Genomic DNA, 22,081 nt, shown 5'->3' on the forward strand with positions numbered 1-22,081 from the left:
GAAACGATGCCTTTGCTCGATATCCAGAATCTGCACGTTGAATTTCCCACCCAGGGCGGTGTGCTGCATGCGGTCGACGGCGTGAGCCTCACGCTCGAAGAAGGCGAAGTGCTCGGCATCGTCGGCGAATCGGGCTCGGGCAAGAGCGTCACGATGATGGCGCTCATGGGCCTCGTCGGCTTCCCGGGCCGCGTGCGCGCGGACCACATGCGCTTTGCGGGCAAGGACTTGCTCGGCATCTCCGACAAGGCCCGCCGCACGCTGGTCGGCAAGGAGGTCGCGATGATCTTCCAGGAGCCGACCACCAGCCTCAACCCCTGCTTCACCATCGGCTTCCAGTTGATGGAAACGCTGCGGCTGCACCTGAAGCTCGACAAGCGCGAAGCAAGAAAGCGCGCCACCGAGTTGCTCGAACAGGTGGGCATTCCCGCCGCCTCGTCGCGCCTGGGCAGCTTTCCGCATCAGCTCTCGGGCGGCATGAACCAGCGCGTGATGATCGCGATGGCCATCGCCTGCAACCCGCGCCTCTTGATCGCCGACGAGCCGACCACCGCGCTCGACGTGACCATCCAGGCGCAGATCCTCGACCTGCTGCGCGACCTGCAGAAGGAGCGCGGCATGGCGCTCGTGCTCATCACGCACAACATGGGCGTGGTGAGCGAAATGGCGCAGCGCATCGCCGTGATGTACGCGGGGCAGGTGATGGAGCACCAGCGCGTCGACCGCCTTTTTGCATCGCCGCAGCATCCGTACACCGAGGCGCTGCTGGCGGCGCTGCCCGAGCGCGCCGCGCCCGAGGGCCGGCTCGCCACGATCAGCGGCGTGGTGCCCGGCGTGCACGACCGGCCCGCGGGCTGCCTGTTCGCACCGCGCTGCGGCTACGTCACCGAGCGCGCCTGCCAGGTGCGACCGGCGCTGCGCGCGTGGCAGGGTGCCGAGGTGCGTTGCCACTTTCCACTCGGCGAGCCGGGTCGCGCCGAAGCCATCGCGCACGACCCGCCGCGCGCTCCCGTCGCGGAGGTGCTGCCATGAGCGATGCACCGTCACCGGAGATCGTTGCCGAGGCGCGCAACCTGCAGCGCACCTACGCCGTGCGGCGCGGGCTGTTCCGCGCACCGGCGCAGCTGCGCGCCGTGGGCGACATCTCGTTCCGCCTCGAACGTGGGCGTACGCTGGCGGTGGTGGGCGAGTCGGGCTGCGGCAAGTCGACGCTCGCGCGCATGGTCGCGCTGATCGAAAAGCCCACCGCCGGGCAGCTGACGTTGATCGGCGCCGATGCCGTGAGCCCGCCGCATGAACGCAAGCGCGAGCTGCGCCAGGCCGTGCAGCTGGTGTTCCAGAACCCGTACGGTTCGCTCAATCCGCGCAAGAAGATCTCGGCGGTGCTCGAAGACCCGCTGGCCATCAACACCTCGTTGAGCAAGCCCGAGCGCGCCGAGCGCGCGCGCGAGATGCTCGCCCGCGTCGGCCTGCGCCCCGAGCACGCCAACCGCTACCCGCACATGTTCTCGGGCGGCCAGCGCCAGCGCATCGCCATTGCGCGCGCGCTCATGCTGTCGCCGCGCCTGCTGGTGGCCGACGAGCCGGTGTCGGCACTCGACGTGTCGATCCAGGCCCAGGTGCTGAACCTGCTGGCCGACCTGCAGGCCGAGCTGGGGCTGGCCTATCTCTTCATCTCGCACGACCTCGGCGTGGTACGTCACATTGCGCACGACGTGCTCGTGATGTACCTGGGCCATGCGGTGGAGCACGGGCCCAAGTCGCGCATCTTCACGCGGCCGCTGCATCCGTACACGCAGGCGCTGCTGGCCTCGACGCCGGGTCTGAGCAGCCAGCGCATCGTGCTCAAGGGCGAGCTGCCGTCGCCGCTGAACCCGCCTTCGGGCTGCGTCTTCAGCACGCGCTGCCCGCATGTGCAACCGCGCTGTCGCGAGGAGCGCCCCGCGCTGCGCGCGCTCGACGAACGGCTGGTGGCCTGCCACTACGCCGAGCAGTTTCTCGATGGCGCGCCGGCCGTGCGCGCCGATGGTCCCGTGCTCGCCGCGTCCTGAGGCGCGGCGAATTTTTCAACCCTGTCTCGAGGAGTCCCCATGAAGACCCAGTCCTCCGTTTCGCGCCGCTCACAAAAGCTGGCGCTCCTGGCACCAGCAGCGCTCACGGCCCTTACCCTGGCCTGCGGCGCCGTGTCAGCCAAGACGCTGGTGTACTGCTCCGAAGGAAGCCCGGAAAACTTCTACCCGGGCATGAACACCACCGGCACGTCCTTCGACGTGACCACGCAGGTCTACAACACCATCGTCGAGTTCGAGCGCGGCGGCACCAAGGTGATGCCGGGCCTCGCTGAAAAATGGGACATCTCGGCCGACGGCACGGTCTACACCTTCCACCTGCGCAAGGGCGTGAAGTGGCACACCACGAGCAAGAGCTTCAAGCCCACGCGCGACTTCAACGCCGACGACTTCATCTTCATGCTCGAACGCCAGTGGAAGGAGAGCGATCCCTTCTTCAAGGTCACGAGCCAGAACCACTCCTACTTCAACGACATGGGCATGCCCAAGCTGCTGAAGTCGGTGGACCGCATCGACGACCACACGGTGAAGATCACGCTCAACCAGGCCGAGGCGCCGTTCCTCGCCAATCTGGCGATGCAGTACGCGGGCATCCAGTCGAAAGAGTACGCGATTGCAATGCTCAAGGCCGGCACGCCCGAGAAGGTCGACCAGGACCCGATCGGCACCGGCCCGTTCTACCTGGTGCAGTACCAGAAGGACGCGATCATCCGCTTCAAGGCGTTCCCGCAGTACTGGGGCGGCAAGGCCAAGATCGACGACCTCGTGTTCGCGATCACGCCCGATGCCTCGGTGCGCTGGGCCAAGCTGCAAAAGGGCGAGTGCCATGTCATGCCGTACCCGAACCCGGCCGACCTCGACGCGATCCGCAAGGACCCGAACGTGCAGGTGCTGGAGCAGCCGGGCCTGAACGTGGGGTACCTCTCGTACAACACGACCAAGAAGCCCTTCGACGACGTGCGCGTGCGCAAGGCCATCAACATGGCGATCAACAAGAAGGCCATCATCGACGGCGTGTACCTCACGACCGGCGTGGCCGCGAAGAACCCGATCCCGCCCACGCTGTGGTCCTACAACGATGCCGTGAAGGACGACCCGTACGACCCGGAGGCCGCGAAGAAGCTGCTGGCGCAAGCCGGCTTCCCCGACGGCTTCAGCACCGACCTGTGGGCCATGCCGGTGCAGCGCCCGTACAACCCGAACGCCAAGCGCATCGCCGAGCTGATGCAGGCCGACCTCGCCAAGATCAACGTCAAGGCCGAGATCAAGAGCTTCGAATGGGGCGAGTACCGCAAGCGCCTGCAGGCTGGCGAGCACCAGATGGGCATGCTGGGCTGGACCGGCGACAACGGCGACCCGGACAACTTCCTCTACACGCTGCTGGGCTGCGCCTCGGCCAAGTCGGCCAGCGGCAGCAACATCTCGAAGTTCTGCTACCAGCCCTACGAAGACCTCGTGGTGAAAGCCAAGAGTGCGACCAAGCAGTCGGAGCGCGACGCGCTCTACAAGAAGGCGCAGGTCATCTTCAAGGAGCAGGCGCCGTGGTTCACCATCGCGCACGCGGTGCAGCTGAAGCCGGTGCGCAAGGAGGTGATCGACTTCAAGCTGAGCCCCTTCGGTCGCCATACGTTCTACGGCGTGGATATCAAGTAAACCCCCAGGCTTCGCGCACTTCGTGTCGCTACGCCAACCCCCTTGCAGGGGGCAACACCTGGGGCCCGGCGAAGCCGGTTCCGCGGTGTTTCTGGAATAGAGAAAGTCTTGTTTTGAGTTCTGTTGTGTTGTCCACGTCCATCGCCATCGTCGCGGCCATGCACGAGGAGCTCAGTGCGCTCCTCGCGCGCATGCCCGACGAGCAGCGCGTGCGCGTGGCCGGCCGCGACTTCTGGGTCGGCCACCTGCAGGGCCAGCCCGTGGTCGCGGTGCTGTCGCGCATCGGCAAGGTCGCGGCGGCGGTCACGGCCACGGTGCTGCTCGAACGCTTCGGCGTGCGGGCGATCGTGTTCACGGGCGTGGCGGGCGGACTCGCGCCGGGCGTGAACGTCGGCGACGTGGTCGTGGCGACCGAGTTGCTGCAGCACGACATGGACGCCTCGCCGATCTTTCCGAAGTACGAGGTGCCGCTGATGGGGCGTTCGCGCTTCGCGGTCGATGCGGCCATTGGCGATGCGCTGGCAGCGGTGGCTGAAGGCACGCTGCGCGATCCGGTGGGCCTGGTGGGGCAGAAGGCGGTCGATGAGTTCCATCTGCGTTCACCGAAGGTGCACCGCGGCCTGTTGATCAGCGGCGATCGTTTCGTGTCGACCACCGCGGAGAGTGAGGCCCTGCAGCGTTCGTTGCCCGATGCACTCGCGGTCGAGATGGAAGGCGCGGCGATGGCGCAGGCCTGCCACGACTACGGCATGCCCTTTGCGGCGCTGCGGACCATTTCGGACCGTGCCGACGATGCCGCGCACGGCGACTTCACGCGCTTCGTGGCGGAGGTGGCGAGCCGCTACAGCCTGGCGCTCGTCGACGCCTGGCTCGCCTCCCTGCCGCGCGACGCAGCCTGAAGAAGCTGCCTACGGTGCGAGTCGGCGCAGCTGCGGCAGGTCGCGCAACAGCGGCGGAATCGAGAGTGCCAGCAACAGCGCGGCCAGCGGCACGACGCAGATGAAGCCCACGTGCTTGAAGCCCAGCGCGCCCACCGCGCCCCCGAGCACGAACATGCCGACCAGCCCGCCGCAGCGGCGCAGCCGGCTGCGGTCGTGGCGCACCGGCAGCGGCGTGGACGGCGCGCGCCGGTTCCAGTAGAGCATCTTGCCCAGCTCGATCCCCACGTCGGTGATGTTGCCGGTCATGTGGGTGGTGCGCGTGCTGCCGCCGGAGGTTTTCGACGCCACGGCATTCTGCAGGCCCATGATGAACGAGAGCAGCAGCACCGTGAGCGGCACCGCGAACGGCGTGGCCCAGGTCAGCGTGATGGCGCCGGCGAGCCCGAACGGGAACATCAGCGCGGCCTCCAGCAGCAGCGGCAGCGCGTACACGCCATGCAGCCGGTGCTGCCGCGCCCAGTTCACCAGCACCGCGCAGACCGCGGCGCCGCTCACGAACGCCAGGATCGCGCCCAGCGCGTTCAGCAGCAGCGTGAGGTTGCCCAGCACCATGCCGTCCGCCAGCTGCGAGGCGAAGCCGGTCATGTGCGAGGTATACATGTGCAGCACGAGGAAGCCGCCTGCATTGACGGCGCCGGCATTGAAGGCCAGCAGCAAGCCGAGCGCGGTGTTCGTCGACGGCGCTCGGTGGCGATTGGTGAGGAAACGAAGTCTGCGCACGGGGCTCTCCAGGTCAGCTGCCTGCCGGCAGCCACTCTAGCACCCAGTGTGAAGAACTACTTGAGCCAGCCGCGCCGGCGGAAGTACCACATCGGCACCAGCGCACTGGCGGCCATCAGCGCGATGGCGTAGGGGTAGCCCATGGCCCAGTCGAGCTCGGGCATGAACTTGAAGTTCATGCCGTAGATGCTCGCGATCAGCGTGGGCGGCAGCAGCGCCACGCTGGCCACCGAGAAGATCTTGATGGTCTTGTTCTGGTTGATGTTGATGAAACCGACGGTCGCATCCATCAGGAAGTTGATCTTGTCGAAGAGGAAGGCCGTGTGGTTGTCCAGCGATTCGATGTCGCGCAGGATCTGCCGCGCTTCTTCGAACTGCTCGGCGTTGAGCATCTTGCTGCGCATCATGAAGCTCACGGCACGGCGCGTGTCCATCACGTTGCGGCGGATGCGGCCATTCAAGTCTTCCTGCCGCGCGATGGCGCCCAGCACCTCGCCGGCCAGCTCGTCGCTGACGTTGCCCGACAGCACTTTCTTGCCGGCCACTTCGAGTTCGTCGTAGATGTTCTCCAGCGTGTCGGCCGAGTATTCGGCGTCGGCGTCGAAGAGCTTGAGCATCACTTCCTTCGCGTCTTCGATCAGCCCCGGCGCGCGGCGTGCGCGCATGCGCAGCAGGCGGAACACGGGCACGTCTTCGTCGTGGATCGAGAACAGCACGCCGCGGCTGCGCAAATCGGTGTTGTGCTGGTTGAGGATGAAGGCGACGCGCACGGTGCGCGGGTCTTCGTCGTCGTCGATCAGGAAGTCGGAGCGGATGTGCAGTTCGCCGTTGTCTTCCTCGTAGAAGCGGGCCGACTCCTCGATGTCCTCGTCCATCGCGTCTTCGGGAATCGAGAGGCCGTAGTACTGCTTGATCCAGCGCTTTTCCTCGAGCGTGGGCGATTCGAGGTCGACCCAGATCGGCTGGAACTTGGAGAGCTCTTCGAGCGACTCGATCTCTTCCTGGACGAGGCGGCCGTTGGCGAGCGTAAAGATATTGAGCATGGGCTCACTCCCGGGAATGACTGAACGATGGGCGAGGGAGGGGCGCTTTCAATTCCCGCGGACCCGGCGTCAGTACATCACGCGCGGCGTCGCAAGGGAGTTGAAAGCTGCCGAGACGGGGCGGTTTCCATGGGGAGTCTCCGGTTGCAGCGAGGCGCGATTATGTCACCGGCCATTGGGCGGCAAGGCACTCGGACTGGACGGACATACAGTAAAGTCGTGCCCATGCAGACCGCTGCGCCCCCCGCAATTTCCACCGCACCGAAGACTCAGGCCGAACGCCTGGCCGCAGCGCTCGCCGCGCTCAACGACGACCAGCGCGCGGCGGTCGAGCACGGCGTGGGCGCGACGGTCGGCGAAGACCACCGGCCGCTGCTCGTGATCGCCGGCGCCGGTTCGGGCAAGACCAGCACGCTGGCGCACCGCGTGGCGCACCTGATCGCGGGCGGGGTCGATCCGCAGCGGCTGCTGCTGCTCACCTTCTCGCGCCGCGCCGCGCAGGAAATGGAGCGCCGCGCGGGCCAGGTGCTGGCGCGCGTGCTGGGCCTGAAGTCGGAGCGGCCGCCCGCGCTGCCGTGGGCCGGCACCTTCCACGGCATCGGCGCGCGGCTGCTGCGCGAATACGCCGCGCAGATCGGGCTCGACGAAAACTTCACCATTCACGACCGCGGCGACGCCGAAGACCTCATGGGGCTGGTGCGGCATGAGCTGGGCCTGTCGTCCACGGTCAACCGCTTTCCGCGCAAGGGCACCTGCCTGTCGATCTACTCGCGCTGCGTGAACACGCGCGCGCCCCTGGCCGTCGTGCTGAAGGACAGCTTTCCCTGGTGCGCCGAGTGGGAGGCCCCGCTCAAGACGCTGTTCGGCGCCTACGTCGAAGCCAAGCAGCAGCAGAACGTGCTCGACTACGACGACCTGCTGCTCTACTGGGCCGAAATGGTCGCGGAGCCCGCGCTGGCCGCGCACGTCGGCGCGCGCTTCGACCATGTGCTGGTCGACGAGTACCAGGACACCAACCTGCTGCAGGCCGAGATCCTGCGCGCGATGAAGCCCGACGGGCGCGGCGTGACGGTGGTGGGCGACGACGCACAGTCGATCTATTCGTTCCGCGGCGCCACGGTGCGCAACATCCTCGACTTTCCGTCGCAGTTCTCGCAAGAGGCGCGCATCGTCACGCTGGAGCGCAACTACCGCTCGACGCAGCCGATCCTCGACGTGTCGAACCGTGTCATCGCGCAGGCCGCCGAGCGGCACGCCAAGACGCTGTGGACCGACAAGCCCTCGGCCGGCAAGCCGGTGCTGGTGCTCGTGCCCGACGAGGCCGGGCAGGCCCGCTGGGTGGCCGACAAGATCCTGGCGCACCGCGAGGGCGGGCTGGCGCTGAAGTCGCAGGCGGTGCTGTTTCGCACCTCGTCGCACAGCGCGGCGCTCGAACTGGAACTGGCGCGGCGCAACATCCCGTTCGTGAAGTTCGGCGGGCTCAAGTTCCTCGAGGCCTCGCACGTGAAGGACCTGCTCGCCGTGCTGCGTTTCGCGCAGAACCCGCGCGGGCGCATGGCAGGCTTTCGCGTCACACAGCTCATTCCCGGTGTGGGGCCGGCCACCGGCACGCGCCTGCTCGACGCGATGGACCAGGCGGTCGACCCGGTCGCGGCCGTGCGCGACTTCGTGCCGCCCTCCGCAGCGCGTGAACAGTGGGCCGACTTCGCCCAGGCCTACGCCGCCTTGCGCGCGCCGTCGCTGCAGTGGCCGGCCGACGTCGAGGTGGCCATGCAGTGGTACCAGCCGCACCTGGAGCGGCTGTACGAAGACACCTCGGGCGTGCGCCGCGCCGACGTCGAACAGCTGGCGCGGCTCGCGGGTGGCTACGGCTCGCGCGAACGCTTCCTCACTGAACTCACGCTCGATCCGCCCGAAGCCACGAGCGACCGACCCGGCCCGCCGCTGCTCGACGAGGACTATCTGATCCTGTCGACCATCCATTCCGCCAAGGGCCAGGAGTGGAACTCGGTGCACGTGATCAACGTGGTCGACGGCTGCATGCCGGCCGACGTGGCGCAGGGCGCGCACGAACTGGAAGAGGAACGGCGCCTGCTCTACGTGGCGATGACGCGGGCCCGCGACCACCTGCATCTGGTGATGCCGCAGCGCTTCCACATCACCCAGCAGGCAGCGCGCGGAGATCGGCATCTGTACGCCAACCGCACCCGTTTCATCACGGAGGCGGACCTGGCGGGCTTCGAGCTGCAGACCTGGCCGCCGCCCCCGGTCCTGCCGCCCGCCGTGCCGCCACCGGCCGCGGTGATCGACCTGCGCAACCGCATGCGCGCGGCCTGGCGCTGAACGGGCCGGCCCTTCGGGCGGGAGGGTCACTGCACGCGGCGCATCGAAACACTTGCTTCCAATGTGCCGCAACTGCATGCCACTGCACGTGCGTAGCTATGGAATCAATAGCGGATTAGGGCACGCCATTCACCTCTGCGTCATTCGGGCAAGCCCCCGTATTGCAATACCGTGACAGCTTGGGCATAGTGAATCCGACCGCCCCCTTTCCTCATCTCTCTTTCTTCTCTTCCCGTTCTCCCCACACCTGTTTCGCCGGCCACACTTCATCCTGGAGCGCGGTCATTTCCCCAACCGTCAATTCTCAGGAGGTCATTCATGAATTTGACGATCAGCGGTCATCACCTCGACGTCACACCTGCCTTGCGCACCTACGTCACGAGCAAGCTGGACCGGATCACGCGACATTTCGACCAGGTGGTCGATGTCAAGGTGATCCTCACGGTGGAAAAGCAGAAGGAAAAGGAACGCCGCCAAAGGGCGGAGTGCAACATTCACGTCAAGGGCAATGACATGTTCGCGGAATCGAGCCACGCTGATCTGTACGCCGCGGTCGATGAACTGGTCGACAAGCTCGACCGCCAGGTGGTCCGCCACAAGGACCGCCTGCAAGACCACCATCACGTAGCGCCCAAGCGCGTGATGTAAACGCCGGGCCGCGCGCCCCGCATCCCAGGCCGCCTTCGGGCGGCCTTTTGTTTGTCCGACCACATTGGTGGGGCTTTGCAAGGCCCTCCAAGGGCGGCGACGCCTCAGGGCAACAGATGTAGACGAAAGTAATGAGGGGTACTGGGGGTTTTTACCAAGGAGGTGCATAATCGCCCCCGCTCTGACCCCACCATGAATCGCCTCGCGTCCATCCTGCCGCCCGCTCAAGTGCTCGTGAGCGTTGACGCCACCAGCAAGAAACGTGCTTTCGAAGAAGCCGGCCTGCTGTTCGAGAGCCTTCACGGTCTGGGCCGTGCCCTCATCACCGACAGCCTGTTTGCGCGCGAGCGCCTCGGCTCCACCGGTCTGGGCCACGGCGTGGCCATTCCCCATGGCCGCATCAAGGGCCTCAAGGCGCCGATGGCCGCGGTGTTCCAGCTGGCCAACCCCATCGGCTTCGACGCTCCCGACGAGCAGCCCGTGGCGCTGCTGATCTTCCTGCTGGTGCCTGAGGCGGCCACGCAGAAGCACCTCGAAATCCTGTCGGAAATTGCCGAGCTGCTGAGCGACGCCGGCCTGCGCGAGCAGATCAAGTCCACCACCGACGCCGCCGCGCTGCACGGCCTCATTGCTGGCTGGCAATCGACCCAGGTCGCCTGAGCGCGCGCGCCGGGCCTGCCGCTGCTGATAAGCTGCGGCGACGCTTTTCCCTCCATCCTGACCAGAATGCCGGCGCTTCGGGCCGGCCGCCGCACGCATGAAGCCGACCGTCATCAGCGCCGATGCCATGTTCGAGGAGTTCCGCGGATCGCTCCGCTGGGAATGGCTCGCGGGGCTCGGTGCCTCGGAGCGCCAGTTCGACCCCGACGTCATCAGCCGTGCGCAGTCGGCCGCCGACCTGGTCGGCTACCTGAACTACATCCACCCCTACCGCGTGCAGATCCTGGGCGCGCGAGAGGTCGCCTACCTCACGCGCGGCAGCAAGGAAGACTGCGTGCGCCGCATCGGGCGCATCGTCACGCTGGAGCCGCCGATGCTGGTGCTGGCCGACGGCCAAACCGCGCCCGACGAGCTGCTGTCGATCTGCGAGCGCGCCCAGCTGCCGCTGTTTGCCACGCGCGAATCGTCCGCCTTCGTCATCGACCTGCTGCGCGCCTACCTGTCCAAGCACTTCGCCGAGCGCACCTCGATGCACGGCGTGTTCATGGACATCCTGGGCATGGGCGTGATGATCACGGGCGAGTCGGGCCTCGGAAAGAGCGAGCTCGGCCTGGAGCTGATCTCGCGCGGCAATGGCCTCGTGGCCGACGACGCGGTCGACCTGTACCGCATCAACCAGAACACCATCGAGGGCCGCTGTCCCGACCTGCTGCTGAACCTGCTGGAGGTGCGCGGCATCGGCCTCCTGGACATCCGCGCGATCTTCGGCGAAACGGCGGTGCGCCGGAAGATGCGCCTGAAGCTCATCGTGCACCTCGTGCGTCGCGACAGCTTCGAGCGCGACTACGAGCGCATGCCCTCGGCGCCACTCACGCAGGACGTGCTGGGCATCCCGGTGCGCAAGGTCATCATCCAGGTGGTGGCGGGGCGCAACATCGCCGTGCTGGTGGAAGCCGCGGTGCGCAATTCGATCCTGCAGCTGCGCGGCATCGACACCTATGCCGACTTCGTGGCGCGCCACCACAAGGCGATGGAGAGCGGGCGCGATCCGGACTGAGGAAGAAAAGAAAAAGCCCTTCCGCCCGAAGGGCTGGAAGGGCCGCTGCCTGCTTCAGCAGGACGTTGGCGTCAGCGCTTCTTGACGCAGTCGCCGCACAGGCCGTACAGCGACATCGCGTGGTCCTGCAGGATCCAGCCCTTGTCCTTGGCGATCATCTGCTGGCGGCGCTCGATCTCGGCGTCGTAGAACTCCTCGACCTTGCCGCACGAGGTGCAGATCAGGTGGTCGTGGTGCGTGCCTTCGTTCAGCTCGTAGACCGCCTTGCCGCTTTCGAAGTGGCTGCGCTCCAGGATGCCGGCCTGCTCGAACTGCGTCAGCACGCGGTACACGGTGGCCAGGCCGATGTCGGAGTGTTCATTGAGCAGCACGCGGAAGACGTCTTCCGCCGTCATGTGCCGCTGGCTGCCGGTCTGGAAGATCTCGAGGATCTTCAGCCGCGGCAAGGTGGCCTTGAGGCCGGTGTTCTTGAGTTCGTCGATGTTGGCCATGATGGTTCCTGCGCCCTGGGCTGAGACCGGGCCTTCAGGCTCGGCCGCTACAATGTTCGATCATATCGCTACCCCCTCTTCTCCCATGCCTGCCATCCTCCAACGCCGGCCCTGGTTGCTGGTTGCTGCCATTGCGGCGACGCTCGCCCTCGGTGCCTGCAGCGGTTTCAGCGAACGCACGCGTGGCGCGCTGTCTGCCGTCACTCCCTACAAAGTCGAAGTGGTGCAGGGCAATTTCGTGTCGAAGGAACAGGTCGCGGCACTCAAACCCGGCATGTCGCGCCAGCAGGTGCGCGAGATCCTCGGCACTTCGCTGCTGAACGACGTCTTCCACGCCAACCGCTGGGACTACGTCTTCACGATCCGCCGCCAGGGCGTCGATCCGCAGGAGCGCCGCCTGACCGTGTTCTTCAACGGCGAACTCATGGACCGCTTCGAGGGCGACGAAATGCCCAGCGAAGAAGAGTTCGTCGCCACGCTCGACACCCGCCGCAAGGTCGGCAAGGTGCCGCAGCTCGAGGCCACCGAAGAAGAGCTCAAGAAATTCGCGCCCGCCAAGGACGACAAGAAAGCCGACGCCAGCGGCACTCCGGTGGCTCCCGCCCCCGCGCTGCCGGCCGCCTACCCCCCGCTCGAAGCCGCGCGCTGAGCGTGCGCGGCAGGGCTCCGGCGGCGGCCACCCCACCTGCGGGCGGTGCCCGCCGGGCCGGTGGGCTGGCTGCGTCGGTGTCCATGGCTCCCGCAGGGACTTTTCAAAGACTGAATCGCCGTGACTGAACCGACCACCACCACCTCCTCCGCTTCTTCTTCCTCCGCTCCCGCGCTGCGCCGTGTTGCAATCGCTGGCGCCTCGGGCCGCATGGGCCACATGCTGATCGAGGCCGTGCGCAACGCGCCCGACTGCCGCCTGGCCGGCGCCCTCGACATCGCAGGCAGCGCCGCCCTCGGTGCCGATGCCGCGGCCTTCCTGGGCTTCACCAGCGGCGTGCCCATCGTGGCCGACCTGCGCACAGGCCTGCAAGACGCGCAGGTGCTCATCGACTTCACCCGCCCCGAAGGCACGATGGCGCACCTGGCCGTGTGCCGCGAGCTGGGCGTGCAGGCCGTGATCGGCACCACCGGCTTCAGCGACGCGCAGAAGGCCGAGATCGCCGAGATCGCCAAGGACATCGCCATCATGATGGCGCCCAACATGAGCGTGGGCGTCAACGTCACGCTCAAGCTGCTCGACATGGCCGCCCGCGCCATGGCCACCGGCTACGACATCGAGATCGTCGAGGCCCACCACCGCTTCAAGGTCGATGCCCCCTCGGGCACCGCGCTCAAGATGGGCGAGGTGATCGCCGACGCGCTGGGCCGCGACCTCAAGGACTGCGCCGTGTACGGCCGCGAAGGCATCACCGGCGAGCGCGATCCGTCGACCATCGGCTTCGCCACCATCCGCGGCGGCGACATCGTGGGCGACCACACCGTGCTGTTCGCGGGCATCGGCGAGCGCATCGAAATCTCCCACAAGTCGTCCAGCCGCGTGACCTACGCACAGGGCGCGCTGCGTGCGGTGCGCTTCCTGGGCGACCAGCGCAACGGCCTGTTCGACATGTTCGACGTGCTGGGCTTGCGCTAAGCACGCGGACCACAACCAAGGACGCGAATGAGCGTGCTCGAACTGCTGACCCACGGTGACGGCGTCAGCCGTTCGGTGGCCGCGCTGCTGCTCGCGATGTCGATCGCCAGCTGGGTCGTGATCCTCTGGAAAGCCTGGCTGCTGCGCGGCGGCACGCGCGACGTGCTGCGCAGCATCGCGGCGTTCTGGCAGTCGGCCACGCTGGCCGAGGCCGAGCAGAAGCTCCAGGCCTTCGACCGCGCCGAACTCGTGCGCCCCGCCGTGGCCGCGCTGCGCCAGGCCGCCACCGAAGCCCCCGGCGGCACGCTGGGTGCCACGGTCGATCGCAACCAGCGCCTCACGCGCGTGCTGCGCGGTGCGCTGCACGGCGCGCTGCGGCGCCTGCAGGCCGGGCAGATCCTGCTGGCCACCGTCGGCGCCACCGCGCCCTTCGTCGGCCTGCTGGGCACCGTCTGGGGCATCTACGGCGCACTGGCGGGCATCGCGGGCCAGACCGGCGGCTTCACCATCGACAAGGTGGCCGGGCCGGTCGGCGAGGCGCTCGTCATGACGGCCTTCGGTCTGGCCGTCGCCATTCCGGCCGTGCTGGCCTACAACGTGTTCGGCCGTGTGGTGGGCCGCGTCGAGGCCGAGCTCGAAGGCTTCGCGCACGACCTGCTCGGCAGCTTCGGCGAAGCGCCGGCACCCGCCGCACCGCCGCCGGCGCGGCCGATGCCTGTCTAGGACGCAGCACACACCATGGCCTTCGGACGCACTTCGCTAGGTAGCAGCGCCGCAGGCGGCGGGCGTGCGACGGGCGCGGGCGGGCAGCGTCCGCTGTCCGACATCAACGTCACGCCGCTGGTCGACGTGATGCTGGTGCTGCTGGTGATCTTCATCATCACGGCGCCGCTGATGGCCAGTTCGATCAAGCTCGACCTGCCGCAGACCGACGCGGGCCAGCCCAACGACACGCCCAAGTTCGTGAGCCTGTCGGTCGACGCGGCGGGCAAGGTCTTCCTGAACGACAAGCCCGTGACCGACGAAGAGCTGACGGCCCAACTCGAGAAAGCCGCCGTCGACAGCAAGGACACCGAGGTGCAATTGCGCGCCGACCAGACCGTGCCCTACGGCAAGGTGGTGGCGCTGATGGGCATCGCGAACAAGGCTGGGTTGAGTCGGATCGGCTTCGTGACCGAGGCCGAAGCGGCGCCCGCAAAACCGCGCTGAGTGGTTTTGCTCCTTCCCCCAGCGGGAGAGGGAAAAATACCGAAGGCTTGAGTCAGCTCAGCTCAGCACAACCGGCTTCGTATGCCAGATCTCGTGGGCGTACTCCGCGATCGTCCGGTCCGACGAGAACGCGCCCATCCCCGCCACATTGAGAATTGCCATGTGCGTCCACGCCTGCGCGTCGCGGTACAGCGCATCGACTTCGGCCTGCTTGGCCACGTAGCTCGCGTAGTCGGCCAGCAGCAGGTAGTGGTCGCCCCAGTTCACGAGCGCGTCGTAGATGCCCTGGTAGCGCGCCGGCTCGCCCGGTGAGAACGCGCCGTCGCGGATGGCGTCGAGCACGCGCCTGAGTTCGGCGTTCTCCTCGTAGATCTCGCGCGGCTGGTAGCCGCGGGCGCGGATGTCGGCCACCTCGGGCGTGGTGTGGCCGAAGATGAAGATGTTCTCGGGGCCGACGTTCTCGCGCATCTCGACGTTGGCGCCGTCGAGCGTGCCGATGGTGAGCGCGCCGTTGAGCGCGAACTTCATGTTGCCTGTGCCTGAAGCTTCCGTGCCCGCCGTCGAGATCTGCTCCGACAGGTCGGCCGCCGGCATGATGATCTCGGCCAGGCTCACGCTGTAGTTCGGCAGGAACACCACCTTCAGCAGCCTGCCCACGCGCGCGTCGGCGTTCACGGTGGCCGCCACGTCGTTGATGAGGCGGATCACCTGCTTGGCCATCGCGTAGGCCGAAGCCGCCTTGCCCGCGAACACGACCACGCGCGGCACGATGTCAACGGGCGCACCGCTGGCCTGTGCATCGAGGATGCGGTGATACCGAGCGATCACGTGCAGCACGTTGAGCAGCTGCCGCTTGTACTCGTGGATGCGCTTGACCTGCACGTCGAACATCGCGTCGGTGTCCAGGTCGAGCTTCAGGTGCTCGCCGACCCAGTTGGCCAGCCGCAGCTTGTTCTCGCGCTTGGCATGGCGAAAGGCGCGCACGAAGGCGGGCTGCGCGACCATCGGCCGCAACGCTTCGAGCTGCGACAGGTCGCGCCGCCAGCCCTTGCCGATGCGCTGGTCGAGCAGGCTGGCCAGCGGCGGGTTGGCCTGCGCGAGCCAGCGGCGCGGCGTGACGCCGTTGGTCTTGTTGTTGAAGCGCTCCGGAAAAATTTTGGCGAAGTCCGAAAAGATCGACTGCTTCATCAGCTCCGAGTGCAGCCCCGACACGCCGTTGATCGAGTGACTCGCCAGCACCGCCACGTAGGCCATGCGCACGCGCCGCTCGCCGGTTTCATCGACCAGCGACAGCCGGCGCATCAGCTCGACGTCGTTGCCCACCTTCTGCGTCACCGTGGCCAGGAACTTCGCGTTGATGTCGTAGATGATCTGCAGGTGCCGCGGCAGGATGCGGCCCAGCATCTCGACCGGCCAGGTCTCCAGCGCCTCGTGCATCAAGGTGTGGTTGGTGTAGCTGAACACCTTCTGCGTGTGCGCCCAGGCCACGTCCCACGCGAGGTCGTGCTCGTCGAGCAGCAGCCGCATGAGCTCGGGCACGGCGAGCACCGGGTGCGTGTCGTTCAGGTGGATGCTGACTTTTTCGGACAGCTGGTCGAAGCTCGTGTGGTTGCGCAGGTAGCGGCGCAGCAGGTCCTGCACGCTGGCGCTGCAGAAGAAGTATTCCTGGTGCAGCCGCAGCTCGCGGCCCGACGGCGTGGAGTCGTCGGGGTAGAGCACACGCGACACGTTCTCGGAGTGGTTCTTGCTCTCCACCGCCTGCATGTAGTTGCCGCGGTTGAAGGCCGACAGGTCGATCTCCTCGGTGGCGCGTGCCGACCACAGCCGCAGGGTGTTGGTGGCCTGCGTGCCGTAGCCGGGAATGATGGTGTCGTAGGCCACGGCGCGCACGTCGTGCGTGTCGACCCAGTCGGCCGCGCCGTAGGGCGCGTGGGTGCCTTCGCGTTTTTGCACGCGCCCGCCAAAGCGCACGCGGTAGTTCACCTCGGGCCGCTGGAATTCCCACGGGTTGCCGCGCGTGAGCCAGTAGTCGGGCGTCTCGACCTGCTGGCCGTCGACGATCTGCTGGCGGAACATGCCGTACTCGTAGCGGATGCCGTAGCCCATGCCAGGCACGCCGAGCGTGGCCATCGAATCGAGAAAGCAGGCCGCGAGCCGTCCCAGGCCGCCGTTGCCGAGCGCCGCATCGGGTTCGCGTTCGGCCAGCGCGGCCATGTCGACGCCGAAGTCGGCCAGCGCTTCGCGCACGGTGCCGTACAGGTCGACCGCGAGCAGCGCGTTGGTGAAGGTGCGCCCGATGAGGAACTCCATCGAGAGGTAGTACACGCGCTTGAGGTCCTGCGCGTAGTTGGCGCGCGTGGTCGTCATCCAGCGCTCGACGAGCTGGTCGCGCACGGCCAGCGCGGTGGCGTGCAGCCAGTCGTCGGGGCTGGCGGCCACGGGGTCCTTGCCGACGGCGTAGATCAGCTTGTTGGCCACTGCACGCTTGAAGGCGGCCACGTCGCGGTCGGGGTGGTCGTAGGCGAAGTCCTTGATCGTCATGGGAGGCGTTCTCGGGGGTGGGTTGTGGGGTTGTGGGTCGACGGATGGAAGCGCGGGGCCTCTTCAGGCCAACGCCCGTTGATACACATCGATGTATTGCGCCGCTGCGGCGCCCCAGTCGGCGGGGCGTCGCATGGCATTGCCGCGCACGCGGCGCCAGTCGGCGGCGCGCTCGTAGAGCGCGAAGGCGCGGCGCAGGGCGCGGTCGTAGTCGGCGTCTTCGAAGCGGTTGAACACGAAGCCGGTGGCCGCGCCGCTGGCCATGTCTTCCAGCGTGCAGTCGACGACGGTGTCGGCCAGCCCGCCGACGCGGCGCACCAGCGGCAGGCTGCCGTACTTGAGGCCGTACATCTGCGTAAGGCCGCAGGGCTCGAACAGCGAAGGCACGAGCGTCACGTCGCCTGCGCCGAAGAGCTGGTGCGCGAGCGCCTCGTCGTAGCCGATGGTGACGCTGACCGATTCGGGCGCCGCTGCCGCGCGCTGGCGGAACGCCTCTTCGAGCCAGCCTTCGCCGCTGCCCAGCAGCGCGAGCTGGCCGCCTTGGGCGAGCAGCGTGTCCAGGCCGCCGAGCACGAGGTGCAGGCCCTTCTGCTCGGTGAGCCGGCTCACGACGATGAACAGCGGCGCGTCGGGGCGTTCGGCCAGCCCCAGCTGGCGCTGCAGCACCGACTTGCAACGCGCCTTGCCGGCCATGTGGCGGCCTTCGGGCGTCTGATAACCCTGTACCAGCGCAGTGTCGGTGGACGGGTTCCAGACCTGGTCGTCCACCGCGTTGAGGATGCCGCTGAGCACGTTGCTGCGCTGGCGCAGCAGGCCGTCGAGGCCGCAGCCCTGCTCGGGCGTCTGGATCTCGAGCGCGTAGGTCGGGCTCACGGTGGTGAGCTGGTCGGCGAAGCAGAGGCCGCCCTTCATGAAGGAGACCTGGCCGTGGTACTCGAGGCCGTTCATGTGGAAGGCCGAGGCCGGCAGGCCGAGTTCGGCGAAGTGCTTCGGCGCGAACAAGCCCTGGTAGGCCAGGTTGTGCACGGTGAACACGGTGCCCACGCGCGCGCCGCCTGCGCGCCGCGCGAAGGACAGGTAGGCGGGTGCAAGCGCCGCGTGCCAGTCGTGCGCGTGCACGATGTCGGGCCGCCAGCCGGGGTCGAGTCCTTGCGCGAGCTGCGCCGCCGCCCAGCCCAGCAGCGCGAAGCGGCGGTGGTTGTCGCTGTAGGGCTGGCGCGCGGTGTCCTCGTACGGATTGCCAGGGCGGTCGAAGAGCGCGGGCGCGTCGATCACATAGGTGGCCATCGGCGGATCGCCGGCAATGGCGACATGTCCGGCGCGCAGGCCGAAGCGCTCGCCCCAGGGCGCGGTGAACTCGGCCACCGGCACCAGGTCGCGCATGCCGGCCACGATGGCGGGAAAGCCCGGCAGCAGCACGCGCGCGTCCTGCCCCGCGGCCATGAGCGCCAGGGGCAGGGCGCCGGCGATGTCCGCCAGGCCGCCGGTCTTGAGAAGGGGGAACAGCTCGGCGCTGACTTGCAGGATGCGCATGGTGCTTCGGGCTATCGAACGGCAGCGGGCACGGGGTCGGGCGCCAGCCGGTGCAGCATTTCGCGCGTGACCAGCACCACGCCCGTTTCCGTGCGCTCGAAGCGCGCCGCATCGATTGCGGCGTCTTCGCCGATCACCATTTCGTCGGGGATCACGCAGCCGCGGTCGATCACGACGCGGTTGAGCCGGCAACCGCGGCCCACTTCCACGTCGGGCATCAGCACGGCCTCGTTGATCTCGCAGAAGGAATGGATGCGCACGCCCGAGAACAGCACCGAGCTGCTCACCTTCGAACCCGAGACGATGCAGCCGCCCGAGACGATGGTGTTCACCGTCATGCCGTGGCGGCCCTCGCGGTCGAGCACGAACTTGGCGGGCGGCAGCTGCCGCTGGTAGGTCCAGATGGGCCAGTCCGTGTCATAGATGTCGAGCTCCGGGGTGATCGAGGCCAGGTCGAGGTTGGCTGCCCAGAATGCATCAATCGTGCCCACGTCGCGCCAGTAGGCCTTGGCGTCGGGCCCGCGCGAGGCGCGCGTGACGCACGACATGCTGAACGGATGTGCCAGCGCGCGGCCTTCGGCCACGGCGCGCGGGATGATGTCCTTGCCGAAGTCGTGGCTCGAGTCGGGGTTGGCGTTGTCTTCCTCGAGCAGCCGGTACAGGTAGGCCGAGTCGAAGATGTAGATGCCCATGCTGGCCAGCGCCAGGTCGGGATGGCCGGGCATGGCGGGCGGGTCGGCGGGCTTCTCGAGGAAGCTGGTGATCTGGCGGCCGTCGTCCACCGCCATCACGCCGAAGGCCGTGGCCTCCATGCGCGGCACCTCGATGCAGCCGACCGTGCAGCCCAGGCCGCGCTCGGCGTGGTCCTTGAGCATGACGGAGTAGTCCATCTTGTAGATGTGGTCGCCGGCCAGCACCACCACGTAGTCGTGCGGCGTGGAGCGGGTGCTGATGATGTCCAGGTTCTGGAACACCGCATCGGCCGTGCCGCGGTACCAGTGCTCGTCGCCCATGCGCTGCTGCGCGGGCAGCACGTCGACCATCTCGTTGAGCTCGGCACGCAGGAAGCTCCAGCCGCGCTGCAGGTGGCGCATGAGCGAGTGCGACTTGTACTGCGTGACCACCGCCATGCGCCGGATGCCGGAGTTCAGGCAGTTGGACAGCGCGAAGTCGATGATGCGGAACTTGCCGCCGAAGTACACGGCCGGCTTGGCGCGCCGGTCGGTGAGCTGCTTGAGGCGGGAGCCCCGGCCGCCGGCCAGGACCAGCGCGATGGTGCGGCGGACCAGTTGATGGGCCTGCAAGGGGGGCTGCGGGGCCCGGGTTCCCTGGGTGTTGAGCTTGTCCATCTGTGTCTCCGTTCGTTCGTTCGCTTGTTGAATTCGTCGTCGTCAGAGTGTCCGCACCGAGTCTGGCACTGCGCCGTGGGCTTGGCTCCTACGTTCTTGCAAGCCAGAGGCTCGAAACCGGTACCTCCACCGCGCGTCCCATCAGGTGAGGCGCGGCGCGCAGGTCGTCGGGGTCTTCGGCATCGGTCGCAAGGCAGCGGCGCCAGTCTCCCTGCGGCAACGTGAAGCGGACGGGATTCGGGCCCGCATTCACCAGCACCAGCCAGGCGTCCTCGGCCTGCCCGAACAGGATTGCAAGGGCCGTGCCTGCGTGCCAGTCGGCTGGTGCCATCGGCTTGCCGTCGGGGCGCAGCCAGCGAATGCCCGGCGGTGCGCCGGCCGGTGGATCGGCCGGCCACCAGCGCACGCTGCGCAGCGCCGGCGCCTCACGCCGCAGCGCCGTGAGGCGCGCGACGAACGCAGTCAGCCGCGCGCGTTCGCTGGCCGGATCCGACAGGCCGATCCAGCCGAGCCAGGTGGTTTCGTTGTCCTGGCAGTAGGCGTTGTTGTTGCCGTTCTGGCTGTGGCCGAGCTCGTCGCCGGCCAGCAGCATCGGCGTGCCCTGGGACAGCAGCAGCGTGGCGAGCAGCGTGCGTTGCAGGCGCGCGCGCATCGCGCGCACGGCGGGATCGTCGCTCGGGCCTTCGACGCCGCAGTGGGTGCTCAGGTTGTGCGCGTGGCCGTCGCGGTTGCCTTCCCCGTTGGCGAGGTTGTGGCGCTCCTCGTAGCTCACGAGATCGCGCAGCGTGAAGCCGTCGTGCGCGGTGATGAAGTTGACGCTCGCGGTCGGTGCGCGGCCATCGTGCGCGAAGCTCGCGCTGGAGGCGGTGAAGCGCTGCGCGAAGTCGCCCAGCCCGGTGGCGCCTTCGCGCCCCTGGCGCAGCCAGAAGCCGCGTTGCGTGTCGCGGAAGCGGTCGTTCCATTCGAGCCAGCCCGGCGGGAACTCCCCGAGCCGGTAGCCACCGGGGCCGAGGTCCCAGGGCTCGGCGATGCGCAGCGTGCGCGACAGCACCGGGTCTTGCGCGATGGCCGCGAAGAAGGGCGCGCGCGCATCGAAGCCGCGCTGCGCGTCGCGGCCCAGCACGGGCGCGAGGTCGAAGCGGAAGCCGTCGACGCCCATCTCGCAGGCCCAGAAGCGCAAGCTGTCCATCACGAGCTGCAGCACGCGCGGCTCGCCGAGGTTCAGGCAGTTGCCCGTGCCGGCCCAGTTCTCATAGAGGGCGCGGTCGTCCGGGCGCAGGTGGTAGTACAGGGCGTTGTCGATGCCGCGCAGCGAGAGCGTCGGGCCGAGCTCGTCGCTTTCGGCGCTGTGGTTGTAGACCACGTCGATCACCAGTTCCATGCCGCGCGCATGCACCGCATCGGCCATCGCGCGGAACTCGCTGGCGGGCGTGGTGCCGGGACGGCCGCTCCAGAAGCGCGCTTCGGGCGCGAACCAGCCGATGGTGTTGTAGCCCCAGTGGTTGGTCAGGCCTCGGGCCAGCAGGCGCTGTTCGTCGGCGCGGTGCTGCACGGGCATGAGGCTCAGGGTGGTGACGCCCAGGCGTTGCAGGTGGTCGAGCACGGCGGGTTCTGCGAGGCCGGCGTAGGTGCCGCGCAAGGGGTCGGGCACGCCTGGATGTTGTCTGGTGAGGCTGCGGATGTGCAGCTCGTACAGGACGCGATCGGTGGGAGGGATGTGGGCGCAGCCTGTGGTTGGGGGGGTGTTGCTGGGTGCTGCTACGCGGGCCTTGAGTGCGATGGGAGCGTTGTCTCTGCGGTCGCGTTGGGTTGGGTTGTTGGGGTCATGGCCCAGGAAGAGGTCGCTGCCGTTGTAGTGGCCGACGATTTCTCGGGCGTAAGGGTCCAGGAGGAGCTTGGCGGGGTTGAAGCGCTGTCCTTCTTGGGGGGACCAGGGGCCGTGGACTCGGTAGCCGTAGATCAGGCCGGGGCGGGCGGTGGGGAGGTGGCCGTGCCAGATGCCGTCGGTGCATTCTGGAAGCGTTAGCCGCTGTTGTTCGTTCTGGCCTGTGCTGTCGAAGAGGCAGAGGTCTACTTTGGTTGCTGTTGGCGCTGCGATTGCGAAGTTGACGCCTTGGTGTGACGGGGTTGCGCCGAGGGGATATGGGTTGCCTGGGCTCAGCATGCTTTGACTCCTCGGCGGCTCTTGCTTCCCGAGGCC

At 67.8% G+C, this 22,081-nt stretch carries 19 protein-coding genes; 12 read left to right on the forward strand and 7 right to left on the reverse strand.

Annotated elements, in window-relative coordinates; all coding sequences use genetic code 11:
• Nucleotides 1-6: 6 nt before the first annotated feature.
• The 4 genes from ASD34_RS26025 to ASD34_RS26040 all read left to right on the forward strand — a co-directional run bounded on the left by ASD34_RS26025 (nucleotide 7) and on the right by ASD34_RS26040 (nucleotide 4,621).
• A complete protein-coding gene (locus ASD34_RS26025) occupies nucleotides 7-1,032 on the forward strand; it encodes an ABC transporter ATP-binding protein (RefSeq protein WP_056584251.1) in 1,026 nt (341 codons plus the stop codon).
• A complete protein-coding gene (locus tag ASD34_RS26030; RefSeq protein ID WP_056584254.1) occupies nucleotides 1,029-2,051 on the forward strand; it encodes a peptide ABC transporter ATP-binding protein in 1,023 nt (340 codons plus the stop codon). The genes ASD34_RS26025 and ASD34_RS26030 overlap by 4 nt, the downstream gene beginning before the upstream one ends.
• A 39-nt stretch (nucleotides 2,052-2,090) precedes the next feature.
• Complete coding sequence (locus ASD34_RS26035) at nucleotides 2,091-3,722, forward strand: ABC transporter substrate-binding protein (RefSeq protein WP_056584257.1); 1,632 nt, start codon at nucleotides 2,091-2,093, stop codon at nucleotides 3,720-3,722.
• 158 nt (nucleotides 3,723-3,880) lie between these two features.
• Nucleotides 3,881-4,621 (forward strand): 5'-methylthioadenosine/adenosylhomocysteine nucleosidase, encoded by a 741-nt coding sequence (locus tag ASD34_RS26040; RefSeq protein ID WP_414929897.1) that lies wholly within the window; start codon nucleotides 3,881-3,883, stop codon nucleotides 4,619-4,621.
• A gap of 9 nt (nucleotides 4,622-4,630) precedes the next feature.
• Here ASD34_RS26040 and ASD34_RS26045 read toward each other — a convergent pair whose 3' ends face one another.
• Together ASD34_RS26045 and corA are read right to left on the reverse strand one after the other, a co-directional pair.
• A complete protein-coding gene (locus ASD34_RS26045) occupies nucleotides 4,631-5,383 on the reverse strand; it encodes a YoaK family protein (protein WP_056584263.1) in 753 nt (250 codons plus the stop codon).
• A gap of 56 nt (nucleotides 5,384-5,439) precedes the next feature.
• Complete coding sequence (gene corA / locus ASD34_RS26050) at nucleotides 5,440-6,426, reverse strand: magnesium/cobalt transporter CorA (RefSeq protein ID WP_056584267.1); 987 nt, start codon at nucleotides 6,424-6,426, stop codon at nucleotides 5,440-5,442.
• A gap of 225 nt (nucleotides 6,427-6,651) precedes the next feature.
• On the opposite strand from corA, the gene ASD34_RS26055 reads away from it, so the two are divergent.
• From ASD34_RS26055 to hprK, 4 genes are all read left to right on the forward strand, one after another.
• Nucleotides 6,652-8,769: an ATP-dependent helicase gene (locus tag ASD34_RS26055; protein WP_056584712.1), complete on the forward strand. Its 2,118-nt coding sequence runs from the start codon at nucleotides 6,652-6,654 to the stop codon at nucleotides 8,767-8,769.
• 318 nt (nucleotides 8,770-9,087) lie between these two features.
• Complete coding sequence (gene hpf / locus ASD34_RS26060) at nucleotides 9,088-9,417, forward strand: ribosome hibernation-promoting factor, HPF/YfiA family (RefSeq protein ID WP_013538898.1); 330 nt, start codon at nucleotides 9,088-9,090, stop codon at nucleotides 9,415-9,417.
• Nucleotides 9,418-9,609: 192 nt separating this feature from the next.
• Complete coding sequence (locus ASD34_RS26065; protein ID WP_056584270.1) at nucleotides 9,610-10,077, forward strand: PTS sugar transporter subunit IIA; 468 nt, start codon at nucleotides 9,610-9,612, stop codon at nucleotides 10,075-10,077.
• Between the two features lie 97 nt (nucleotides 10,078-10,174).
• Nucleotides 10,175-11,134 carry an HPr(Ser) kinase/phosphatase gene (gene hprK / locus ASD34_RS26070; protein WP_056584273.1) on the forward strand — a complete coding sequence of 320 codons (960 nt, stop codon included), beginning with the start codon at nucleotides 10,175-10,177 and terminating at the stop codon, nucleotides 11,132-11,134.
• A gap of 71 nt (nucleotides 11,135-11,205) precedes the next feature.
• Here the strand turns inward: hprK and fur are convergent, their stop codons facing one another.
• Nucleotides 11,206-11,625: a ferric iron uptake transcriptional regulator gene (fur, locus tag ASD34_RS26075; RefSeq protein WP_056584276.1), complete on the reverse strand. Its 420-nt coding sequence runs from the start codon at nucleotides 11,623-11,625 to the stop codon at nucleotides 11,206-11,208.
• Between the two features lie 85 nt (nucleotides 11,626-11,710).
• Here fur and ASD34_RS26080 point away from each other — a divergent pair, with 85 nt between their 5' ends.
• The 4 genes from ASD34_RS26080 (at nucleotide 11,711) to ASD34_RS26095 (ending at nucleotide 14,458) form a co-directional block, all read left to right on the forward strand.
• The gene (locus ASD34_RS26080; protein ID WP_056584279.1) at nucleotides 11,711-12,274 is read left to right on the forward strand and encodes an outer membrane protein assembly factor BamE; all 564 of its coding nucleotides are present in this window, start codon (nucleotides 11,711-11,713) and stop codon (nucleotides 12,272-12,274) included.
• A 174-nt stretch (nucleotides 12,275-12,448) separates the two neighbouring features.
• Nucleotides 12,449-13,249 carry a 4-hydroxy-tetrahydrodipicolinate reductase gene (dapB, locus tag ASD34_RS26085; RefSeq protein WP_082549127.1) on the forward strand — a complete coding sequence of 267 codons (801 nt, stop codon included), beginning with the start codon at nucleotides 12,449-12,451 and terminating at the stop codon, nucleotides 13,247-13,249.
• Nucleotides 13,250-13,276: 27 nt separating this feature from the next.
• The gene (locus ASD34_RS26090) at nucleotides 13,277-13,972 is read left to right on the forward strand and encodes a MotA/TolQ/ExbB proton channel family protein (protein WP_056584284.1); all 696 of its coding nucleotides are present in this window, start codon (nucleotides 13,277-13,279) and stop codon (nucleotides 13,970-13,972) included.
• A 15-nt stretch (nucleotides 13,973-13,987) separates the two neighbouring features.
• Entirely contained in the window at nucleotides 13,988-14,458 is a 471-nt protein-coding gene (locus tag ASD34_RS26095) for an ExbD/TolR family protein (RefSeq protein ID WP_056584287.1), read from the forward strand.
• A 57-nt stretch (nucleotides 14,459-14,515) separates the two neighbouring features.
• Here ASD34_RS26095 and ASD34_RS26100 read toward each other — a convergent pair whose 3' ends face one another.
• The 4 genes from ASD34_RS26100 to glgX form a co-directional block, all read right to left on the reverse strand.
• Nucleotides 14,516-16,999 carry a glycogen/starch/alpha-glucan phosphorylase gene (locus ASD34_RS26100; RefSeq protein ID WP_056584290.1) on the reverse strand — a complete coding sequence of 828 codons (2,484 nt, stop codon included), beginning with the start codon at nucleotides 16,997-16,999 and terminating at the stop codon, nucleotides 14,516-14,518.
• Nucleotides 17,000-17,062: 63 nt separating this feature from the next.
• Nucleotides 17,063-18,532: a glycogen synthase GlgA gene (gene glgA / locus ASD34_RS26105; RefSeq protein WP_056584292.1), complete on the reverse strand. Its 1,470-nt coding sequence runs from the start codon at nucleotides 18,530-18,532 to the stop codon at nucleotides 17,063-17,065.
• Between the two features lie 11 nt (nucleotides 18,533-18,543).
• Nucleotides 18,544-19,881 (reverse strand): glucose-1-phosphate adenylyltransferase, encoded by a 1,338-nt coding sequence (gene glgC, locus ASD34_RS26110; protein ID WP_056584295.1) that lies wholly within the window; start codon nucleotides 19,879-19,881, stop codon nucleotides 18,544-18,546.
• A gap of 88 nt (nucleotides 19,882-19,969) precedes the next feature.
• Nucleotides 19,970-22,045, reverse strand: a complete 2,076-nt coding sequence (glgX, locus tag ASD34_RS26115; RefSeq protein ID WP_056584298.1) for a glycogen debranching protein GlgX — start codon at nucleotides 22,043-22,045, stop codon at nucleotides 19,970-19,972.
• Nucleotides 22,046-22,081: the final 36 nt, after the last annotated feature.

Source organism: Variovorax sp. Root473, from assembly GCF_001426505.1.
In the GTDB taxonomy this organism is placed as follows: Bacteria; Pseudomonadota; Gammaproteobacteria; order Burkholderiales; family Burkholderiaceae_C; genus Variovorax.